At 57.3% G+C, this 1712-nt stretch carries 1 pseudogene; it reads right to left on the reverse strand.

Annotated features, from left to right (window positions below):
- Positions 1-1626: pseudogene (locus WBR57_RS25300) on the reverse strand (efflux RND transporter permease subunit); the annotation flags it as partial.
- Between the last annotated feature and the right edge of the window lie 86 nt (positions 1627-1712).

Here is a 1712-nt window from a genome sequence, read left to right on the forward strand (position 1 = left end):
GTCTTCGATCCGCGTTCCGGTCTTGGCGCGCATGTGAAGGATGAATTGACCACTATCGGTGTCCGGGAAGAAGTCCTGGCCAAGCCACGGGATGAGCGCGGCAGCCGAAAGACAGACCAGGAGAAAAGCGGGGACAAAAAGGAATCGCTTTCCAACGAACGTTGTCAGCAGCCGCTGGTAGGCATGACGAAAAGCTTCAAACCCGCGGTCGAATGCTTTCTGTGCGCGGGTAAACGGATTGCGCGAGGGCGCGGCATTTTCTTCTCTGGATTTGAGGAGATACATCGCGAGCGTTGGAACTAAAGTTCGCGACAGGAGGTAGGACGCCAGCATGGCGAAAATCACCGCTTCGGCGAGCGGCTGAAACAAATAGTGCGCCACGCCCCCCAAAGCGAACATGGGAAGAAAGACGATGCAGATGGAAAGCGTGGAAACCAAGGCGGGCACGGCGATCTGCGCCGCGCCTTCGAGAATTCCCTGGTCCAGGGGCTGGCCCTCCTCCAGGTGACGGGAGATGTTTTCGATGGTTACAGTGGCGTCGTCCACCAGAATGCCAACGGCCAGCGCCAAGCCACCCAGCGTCATCAGGTTGATGGTTTCATGCAGAAGGCCTAAGACAATCACCGAACTCAGGATGGCCAGTGGTATGGAGACCCCGATGATCACCGTGCTGCGCCAGCTTCCGAGGAAGACCAGGATCATCAGAGCAGTGAGCACGGCCGCGATGCCGGCTTCCCGCACTACACCGCTGACGGCGGCGCGAACGAAGACGGATTGGTCTGACAGCAGCTGAATCTTGAGTTGCGGAGGCAGCGTCTGTGCGACGCGGGGGAGCATGTCGCGAATGCCCTTAACCACGTCGAGCGTGGACGAGTCGCCCGCCTTGATGACGGTCTCGAGCACGCCTCGCCGGCCATCCTGGCGAACGATATTGGTCTGTGGAATCCAACCATCGCTTACGTGCGAGACGTCTCGCAGGTAGATGGTCGAGTTGCCTACAACTTTGACCGGTAGGGTGTTCATTTCCTCGACTGTTTTTGGAGCGGAGTTGGTGGCGATGTCGTACTCGAATTGATCGATCTTGGCGGTTCCCGAGGGCGCTATGACATTTTGCGAGTTGACTGCAGTCACGATATCTTGCGGCGACAGTCCCTTGGATTGGAGGAGCCCCGAATCCAGATTGACCATCACTTCACGCTGCTTTCCGCCGTAAGGATATGGCACCACTGCGCCCGGAACCGTCACCAGTTGTACCCGCAGGAAGTTCAGTGCCAGATCATTCAGGTCCGACTCGCTGAGCCCCGGACCGGAGAGGGCCAGTTGGAGAATCGGCACACTGGACGCGGTGTAGTTAACAATTAACGGCGGCAAGGTTCCAGGCGGCAACTGACGCAAAATGGTCTGCGAGGCGGCGGTAATCTGTGCGTTGGCGCGGTCGACACTTGCCGTGGGCTGCAGAAAGATTTTGACGACCACCGTTCCATTTACAGTGGTTGATTCGATGTGTTCGATATTGTCGACCAGCGCGGTCAGGATCTTTTCATAAACCGTGGTAAGACGCCCCTCTAACTCTCGGGATTCATACCCGTATAAGTCCACGAGACAGCCACAACCGGGATGTTGATATTCGGGAAGATGTCGGTAGGGGTGTTAAGAATGGCTACTGGGGCGAGGGTGAAAATCACCAGGGCCAGGACGATGAAGGTATAGGG

Source organism: Pseudomonas sp. (assembly GCF_049590575.1).
Taxonomy (GTDB): Bacteria; Pseudomonadota; Gammaproteobacteria; order Pseudomonadales; family Pseudomonadaceae; genus Aquipseudomonas.